8 protein-coding genes and 1 pseudogene are annotated in these 8120 nt (G+C 45.7%); 5 read left to right on the top strand and 4 right to left on the bottom strand.

Features of this window, described 5'->3' with window-relative positions:
* Positions 1-370, bottom strand: a 370-nt coding sequence (locus VIP81_RS10320) for a hypothetical protein (protein ID WP_331959483.1), incomplete at its 3' end; no start/stop codon positions are given.
* Positions 371-462: 92 nt separating this feature from the next.
* The gene (locus VIP81_RS10325) at positions 463-1071 is read right to left on the bottom strand and encodes an RNA polymerase sigma-70 factor (RefSeq protein ID WP_331959486.1); all 609 of its coding nucleotides are present in this window, start codon (positions 1069-1071) and stop codon (positions 463-465) included.
* A 407-nt stretch (positions 1072-1478) separates the two neighbouring features.
* On the opposite strand from VIP81_RS10325, the gene VIP81_RS10330 reads away from it, so the two are divergent.
* Together VIP81_RS10330 and VIP81_RS10335 are read left to right on the top strand one after the other, a co-directional pair.
* On the top strand, positions 1479-2204 hold the full coding sequence (locus tag VIP81_RS10330) for an SDR family oxidoreductase (protein ID WP_331959489.1): 726 nt from the start codon (positions 1479-1481) through the stop codon (positions 2202-2204).
* Between the two features lie 109 nt (positions 2205-2313).
* Positions 2314-3504, top strand: coding sequence for a metallophosphoesterase (locus VIP81_RS10335; protein ID WP_331959492.1), 1191 nt, complete (start codon positions 2314-2316; stop codon positions 3502-3504).
* A gap of 40 nt (positions 3505-3544) precedes the next feature.
* Here the strand turns inward: VIP81_RS10335 and VIP81_RS10340 are convergent, their stop codons facing one another.
* Positions 3545-4327, bottom strand: coding sequence for a carbonic anhydrase family protein (locus tag VIP81_RS10340; protein WP_331959495.1), 783 nt, complete (start codon positions 4325-4327; stop codon positions 3545-3547).
* Between the two features lie 342 nt (positions 4328-4669).
* Here VIP81_RS10340 and VIP81_RS10345 point away from each other — a divergent pair, with 342 nt between their 5' ends.
* Genes VIP81_RS10345 through VIP81_RS10355 form a run of 3 tightly spaced genes read left to right on the top strand, consistent with a single transcriptional unit; the run spans position 4670 to position 7154 of the window.
* The gene (locus VIP81_RS10345) at positions 4670-5614 is read left to right on the top strand and encodes a pentapeptide repeat-containing protein (RefSeq protein WP_331959498.1); all 945 of its coding nucleotides are present in this window, start codon (positions 4670-4672) and stop codon (positions 5612-5614) included.
* A 12-nt stretch (positions 5615-5626) separates the two neighbouring features.
* Positions 5627-6385 carry an ABC transporter ATP-binding protein gene (locus tag VIP81_RS10350; RefSeq protein ID WP_331959501.1) on the top strand — a complete coding sequence of 253 codons (759 nt, stop codon included), beginning with the start codon at positions 5627-5629 and terminating at the stop codon, positions 6383-6385.
* Position 6386: 1 nt separating this feature from the next.
* Entirely contained in the window at positions 6387-7154 is a 768-nt protein-coding gene (locus VIP81_RS10355) for an ABC transporter permease (RefSeq protein ID WP_331959504.1), read from the top strand.
* A gap of 161 nt (positions 7155-7315) precedes the next feature.
* Here the strand turns inward: VIP81_RS10355 and VIP81_RS10360 are convergent.
* Positions 7316-8120, bottom strand: a pseudogene (locus tag VIP81_RS10360) (TonB-dependent receptor); the annotation flags it as partial.

Genomic DNA, 8120 nt, shown 5'->3' on the forward strand with positions numbered 1-8120 from the left:
CGGGAACCGGATGCAATTTCCGCGCGAATGTTTTGCGGCATACCGTCTTTGAATGGGAATGGTAAAAGAAAAAAGAGCCGTATATCATAACAAACAATAAAATGCAGGCAGCTGCTATCCTGAACAGGTTAAACAGCACTATTCTTCCTTTCCCGTTTCTTTCCGCTGCCTGTTGCATTACTTGCTGAAACATCGCAGCCCTGGAGCCGGCGTCGGTCATTCCATCATACTGACCAGACGCCAGATTAGCGAAAATTTTCTCTCCAAGTACCTGCTTATGCTGAGGGAGTAATGCCAGAAATTCCTTTAGCTCCTCCGGAGAAAGCCGCCCTTCTTCATAACCTTCCAGTAACGTGTTGAATCTTGACATAGCCTGAATTGATCAAAAAATGATAACCGATACGATCCTGTGATAGTAAAGACACTTTAAAAGAAACAATGTACCAGTGAAATAATTTTTTTTTAAAAACAGGGAGGTATCATCAGCAGTGCGAAAAGCAGCAGGATCTCATCCGCATGTTGCAGTACATACGCCCGGATAGATTCCATGGCTCTGGACAAATGATTCCTGGCGGTATTTCTTGACAGTCCGAGGTGATCGGCGACTTCAGATAAACCGAGCCCCTGCACCTGGTTCAGCTGATAGATGAGACGCTGCCTGGGAGGTAGTGCCAGCACTGCATTTTCAATCAGTCTTTTGGATTCCTTGTAATAGTATTGGTGTTCGGGAGTGAGGATATTTTCGTCGCTATCAGTCGCCAATTGTTTCAGGTAGGCTTTTTCCATTTTGTTTCGGCGAAGCACATTGAGTATCCTGTTTCTGGCAATGATAAAAATATAGTCGGCTATGTTATTAACGGCGGGCAATGTGTTTCTCTTTATCCATATTTTAAGAAAAACTTCCTGTACAATTTCTTCGGAGAGCAAGGGGCATTTGGTATAACTAATGGCTACGCCATAAATCCTGTCGGCATAATGGTCGAATAGTTGCTGAAAGGCCATTTCATCTCCTGCTGCAATTTTTTCCAGCAATGCGGGCTCGCATGCAAATTTGGTCGATAGTGGAATCATAGTCAGGATGCCATTGAATGTAGCAGAAAATAGTATTAAACTCCAAACAATATGGTTACGACTAAAAATAAGGATTGTTTTGATTTAATGGTAGCGGCCGACTTCCCTCCGCCTTCGTGGTTTGCCCGGAAAGTATTTCTCTTTTGCCTGGAAGGATTAGCGTAACAGTTAGTTTACACGGGGCATCCCGGCGTTTTTCTGCGCGCTGTGTGCAGTGAGTTTCGTCTGTAAAACCATCGTGGTCAGTCAAATTAACGGCAGTATTTGTCAATATAATTGTGATTTTTGTAGCTGCTGATGAAAAGTATAGTTGGTGAATGCCAGGCCTGATATTACCTCATCCCGAAACCAATCATACATGACGGCTGTTATTATCTTAATATTTCACTTAAACTTTACAACATCCCATGAAATCATCTCACAACAAAATTCTGATAACAGGCGGCGCCACCGGCATCGGTCTGGGTATGACGGAAAGATTTCTCAAAGACAACAACACCGTTATTATTTGTGGCAGACGCGAAGAGGTGCTGAATGAAGTAGCCACCAACTTCCCGGAGGTGATCATCAAACAATGCGACCTTTCGGTGGAGGCAGGGCGGATCGGATTATACAACTGGGTGGCCGAACACCACAGCGATCTTAACGTGCTGGTAAACAACGCCGGTATACAAAACCGCGGCCACGTGGCTGATGAAGACTTTTTCAAAAATGCGAAGCAGGAAATTAACATCAACATCCTGGCGCCGTTGCATTTGATCGAGCTTTTTCTACAGCTGAAATCGTTGACCACCATCATGAACGTAAGCTCAGGACTGGCGTTCATTCCTTTTTCCCAGGCGGCAGTTTATAGTGCCACGAAGGCGTTCGTACGGTCATTTACGCTATCCTTAAGACATCAGCTGAAAGATAGTGGTGTGGAAGTGATAGAGATTATTCCGCCTGCCCTGAATACCGACCTTGGAGGAAAGGGACTGCATGACGCTGCGCCGCCGGTAAGTGATTTCATCGTCAGTATATTTGAACAGCTTAAAAATGGCCGGCACGAGCTAACCTTTGGTACCAGCGAAGCAAGGGCGGCAACGAACAATGATAGCATAGCCGAGTACTTTAACAAACTTAATCCTAGTTAAATAGCTTATTCAGTAAGGCTGAAACAGTGTTTTTTTCTTTTTTTTAAAATATCCTCTCCATTCAATCGTCTTCCTTAGCAAATACATGTTTGACATATTTTTTAGATAAATGGCAAAAAGACTTCCTTTCATATTGTTGCTTTGGCTGGGCGCTGATCTTTATTTTTATCAGGCCATACAAACCTTTGTACATTCCAACGCACTGTTATGGTGCTATTGGCTCATAGATCTGCTGGTAATGGGCGGCATCGTAGCGGTAATTTTTGGCCGACGCGGTTCCCCTTCACAGCAAACGTTGATCACCTGGCTGATGGGACTGATGCTGCTGGCTTTTGTTCCCCGGCTATTTTCGATGCCCATATTACTGGTGGAGGATATTACCCGGTTATTTCGCGGGTTTCCGCCGAGAGCTATCTGGGTAAGTGAACTGGCGCTAGGCACCGCCGCGGTGTTGTTCGGCATTGTGCTGTTCGGCATCACACGCGGGCGGCATTTTTATCGCGTAAGGCGTGAAACGATCCATTTCCCGGACCTTCCGGAGGCTTTTGATGGTTTTACCATCACACAGATAACAGACGTTCATTCAGGCAGCTTTACCAACCCCGGTGGCGTACAAAAAGGATTGGACCTGGTGAATGCCCAGCATAGCGATGTTATTCTGTTTACCGGTGATCTGGTGAATAACCAGGCTTCAGAAATGGACAGATGGATACCGGCGTTTTCCGAACTGAAAGCGCCGATGGGTAAATACTCGGTATTGGGGAATCATGATTATGGCGATTACGTTCATTGGGAAACGCCTGAAACCAAACGTGCCAACCTTACCCGGTTAAAACAGGTACATGCCGACATCGGGTTTCGTTTGCTGCTGGATGAGGCGATCACGCTTCAAAAGAACGGGCAGGCCATTACCTTGTTAGGTGTAGAAAACTGGGGAAAAGGGGGCTTCCATCAATACGGGGATTTAAAGAAAGCCACCGCAGGCGTTCCTGACGACTCCTTTAAAATCCTGATGTCGCATGATCCCTCACATTGGGAAGGGGTCACACTGGAGCATCATCAGCACATTCATCTTACTTTATCCGGCCATACACACGGGATGCAGTTTGGCATCGAGGTATTTGGGTTTAAGTGGAGCCCTATCAAATATGTGTACAAACAGTGGGTAGGACTTTATCAGAATGCAGGGCGCTTCTTGTATGTGAACCGGGGATTCGGTTTCCTGGGACTTAAGGGCAGAATTGGTATGTGGCCGGAAGTGGCGGTGATTACGTTGAAACGGAAGGAGGCTATTTCATAAAGTATATCGGTAAACGATATCTGTTATAGATGACCGATGATTATTTCAGTTGATCAGCTGTGAAAATTTCAACTTTACCGGATTCCATATCATACACGCCACCCACAATCATAATCTCTCCTTTTGCCTCCATTTCCTTTAATATAGGGCTTCTGCTTCTCAGTGCCCGGATCGCCAGTTTTACGTTTTCATCACAAACAGCTTCCACAAAAGCGGGATTAGAAGAAACAGCGGCACCGTGGAATGAAGCCCTGGCGCTAATAACGGCAGGACGGATTTTGGCTAACAACTTCGTAATATTCCCAAGTTTCACGTCGTCGATCGCCGATTTGATGGCGCCGCAGTATTCGTGCCCCAACACCAGCACCAATTTGGCACCGGAAACTTTGCAGGAGTACTCCAGGCTCCCTAAAATATCGTCATTGATGATGTTCCCGGCAACGCGGGCAACAAAAAGATTGCCTATTCCGCTGTGAAAGATATCTTCTACCGGCACTCTTGAATCCAGGCAGGAAAGCACCACTGCCTTGGGATATTGTCCAAGGGCTGCTTTTCTTACCCGTTCGGTAGTATTACGAACCGTCAGATTATCCTCCATAAAATCCTGGTTCCCCTTCCTCATCCGGTTGAGTACATCCGCTGGTTTAAGTTTAGCCTGTTCCTCCTTGGTAAGGATATCCGATGTCAACACGTCCCTGGCGTCAATGGTAACGGAACCTTTGTCGTTATTGACTGCCACTGTCTGGGGGTTGTGACTTTTTTGCTGACAGGCGGTGAATGTTACTACTGTAAATAGTAAGAGGGGTAGAGGAAAAATTTTCATGAATTAAATATCGCTATTTTTTATCTTACCCAACATAAACTTCCTTCTATTTCCCATGAATGCGTGCAGCTCCCCGGGTAAAAGAAAACCTCGGGCCAGGCGAGACCACCAACTTTTCAAGATCCGGCCGACCAGCTTCACTGAGTACATTTATAAACACAAAAACGGCTTTGAGAGCTAATGGACCATCATTTTTCCCCACTTTTCTACATATACCACCTGTAGTTGTTGATTACAACTATAGGTAGTATACATACAACCAGCCGTGTTTGCATTTTTTTGAATCTGGAAATAGATCCAAATATCTTTGCTATATCAAAAAACCAAAAAAAAACAGATCCTATGGATACTAAAATGATCGGCAGTAAAATTGCAAAAGCACGCAAGGATAGGAATATGTCTCAGGCAGGACTTGCCGGGCTTCTATTCATTAGTCCCCAGGCCGTTGGAAAATGGGAACGTGGGGAATCAATACCAGACATCGTTACTATTAACCGGCTGGCGGAAATTCTGGGCGTTGACCTTAACTATTTTTCGGAAAATCTGCCTTCTTCAGGTGTTGAAACATCTTTTAAGGCCAATGACAATAATAACGGTATCGACCCAACGACATCGGAGATCTCCCCCTCTTTCACCCCGGCACGGGATCGGCAGTTACTGAAAAAATTCAGCGGGAGCGACCTTTCGGAGAGTGACTTAGCGGGCATTACGGCTCATAAAAGAAAATTTAGTGGCAGTGCCTTGCGAGGCACCAACTTTGCCGGCGCGGATCTGACTGGCAGCTCGCTTACCGGTAGCGATGTGAGTGAGGCCAATTTCGATGGGGCAAACCTGACAGACTGTACCCTATCTTCCAATAATCTTGCTGGTGCAAGCTTCAACAAGACTATTCTGGTTCGCACCGTTTTCAGCTCATCAGGACTGACCGGGGCAACATTCGCCAATACAGAACTAACCGATGTGAAGTTAACCAGGACCGACCTTACTAAAACGGTTTTTGAAAACTGCACCTTCAAAGGGGTAGACTTCAAATATTCCGATATGCGGAAATTATGCCTCGACAGGCAGATCTTTATCGACGTCAAGTTTGACAAAACGGCATTAGATGAAGCGACCTTTAATGGCGCCACACTGAGTAATGTATCTTTTCGTCCCACCTATGCCCTGACTAATAAATACTATCGTGCCATTAAAACTATCTGCTTCGATGGGGCGATGATGGATAAGTTGACCTACGCCGAACTAAAAGGCATGGGCGCCGATCTGTCAAAGGTTACATTCATTTAAAGAACTACCTATATGCAAAATAACTCCATTCAAGTGAAAGGACTCCAAAAGTCCTACAGGCAGCTTCATGTCCTGAAGGGTGTAGATTTCGAAGTTGAGAAGGGCAGCATTTTCGCCCTGCTCGGCGCTAACGGTACTGGTAAAACAACTATCGTGAGAATCCTCAGCACCCTGCTCAAACAGGACAGCGGACATGTAACCGTAAATGGATTTGATGTCCGCCTACAGCCTGAAAGCGTGCGGCAATCCATCAGTCTGACCGGTCAGTTTGCTGCCATAGACGAGGTTTTAACGGGACGGGAAAACATTACGATGATTGCCAGGTTGCGGCATCTTAGCGATCCACGTCAGGTGGCCGAAGATCTTCTGAAGCGCATCGGTTTAACAGAGGCTGCTGATCGCCGGGCTTCCACGTATTCCGGGGGGATGCGCCGAAGGCTCGACATCGCCATGAGCCTTGTGGGAAACCCACCGATCATTTTCCTGGACGAGCCGACTACCGGGCTTGATCCCGAGGCCCGGATTGAATTCTGGAAGATCGTGAAAGAACTTTCCGCTAATGGCACTACGGTATTCCTGACTACCCAGTATTTAGAGGAAGCAGAGCAACTCGCCGATAGGATTGCTATTCTTCATGAGGGGAAAATTATTGTGAGCGACACTTTCGCGGAATTGAAAAAGTTATTTCCGCCCACACAAGTAGAATATATTGAAAAACAGCCAACGTTGGAAGAAATATTTCTTGCCATTGTTGGGAAAAAAGAAAAGTAAAATGGAAACAACAAAAAACTATTTTTTCGCCGACATGGGTATTATGCTTGGACGTTCCATGCGTCATGTTTTTCGGAGCATGGATACCATCATTACTGTTACCATCATGCCGATTGCTATGATGCTGTTATTCGTTTATGTACTGGGCGGCGCCATTCAAACCGGCACAGATAATTATGTGAATTACCTATTGCCCGGCATATTGCTAATTGCTGTAGCCAACAGTGTAGGCTACGTGTCGTACCGCCTGTATAACGATGTGCAGCGGGGAATATTTGAGCGCTTCGACTCCATGCCCATTGCACGTTCGGCCGCACTGTGGGGGCATGTCCTGACCTCCCTGGTGTCCAATATAATTTCGATTATCGTCATTGTGCTCGTAGCATTACTGATGGGCTTCCGCTCTCCTGCCGGCGTATTTGGATGGCTTGCCGTGGTAGGTATCCTTGCCCTGTTTACACTTACCTTAACATGGATCGCAGCGATAGCCGGATTATCGGCAAAAACAGTAGATGGTGCGGCGGCTATTGCCTATCCCATTCACTTCCTGCCTTTAATTAGTTCAGCATTTGTTCCGACCCACACCATGCCATCGGGTGTTCGCGCTTTCGCCGAAAATCAGCCCATCACCCCGATAGTGGAAACTATTCGTGCGCTACTCTCCAACCAACCCGTAGGCAAAGAAATATGGGTGGCGCTTTCCTGGTGCATAGGAATTATGGTAGTGGCTTATATACTTGCCATGAGCGTGTATAAAAAACGGGCGTAAGAAAACAGCGCATCTGCACTTTGATAGATTAAGAAATACATCAGAAATCTGAACCCAATGCCATAAAATAACTGTCGCCAGACCGAAGTGCAACTTCAGCCTGGCGACAGATGGTATGTATTTCACGGATGCTTTCTATTATTCATCCTGCTTGCCTGATATTAGAAGAAGAATCTCGCTCCTACCTGCACCTGGTATGGGTCTCCACCTGGATTGGCAATTCCGCTGGTATTAACGGAATAGTTATACGAGCTGGTTTCTTTACTGAATGCAGAAGCACGGTATAAGGAGGTATTACCAAAGTTATGGCTTGCACCCCATTCCTTATTGAGCATATTCGCGAAGTTGAAAACATCTACAGAAAGCTCAAAGCCACTCTTTTTGGACACCTTGAATGATTTAGCCAGTCTTAAATCGACAGTACCATAAAAACCATTGATGCCACCATTTCTTTCCGCAATTTTACCTTCTGATTTTTCAACATATTTTTTGAAACTGCTTCCTGCTTTTGAAGTCAAAAGTTTATTCAAACCGTCTCTAACGGCTGCAGAAGTGGCCGGATCATTTGGATTAAATACATAAGCCAGGTCGTTGGTACCGCTTACAAAATCCTGGTTGCTGTTTACACCCGACAACAGGCTGTAACGGGTACCACCAATACCAGAAAAACGTACACCGAACACAAACCCTGCGAAGGAGGGTGAGGTACCGTAGAATACTACCTTATGACGGAACTGTAAATCAGAGTAAGACATTTTACTCAAATCACGTGGATCATCTGCCACCGGCAAACCTAAAGTAGCACTATTGGCAACGTTACCATTGTAGGAGGTATTATCTTTAGAATCGTTCCAGGTATAGCTGGCGGTGATACTACCATCTTTATAATAACGATAGTTGACATCATAAACAAAGGTATAGGTATAGTTTTTACCTTTGCTGGTCAGTTCCAGCACCCTGCCAAAC

Origin of the sequence: Chitinophaga sp. (genome assembly GCF_036566945.1) — a bacterium.
Classification (GTDB): domain Bacteria; phylum Bacteroidota; class Bacteroidia; order Chitinophagales; family Chitinophagaceae; genus Chitinophaga.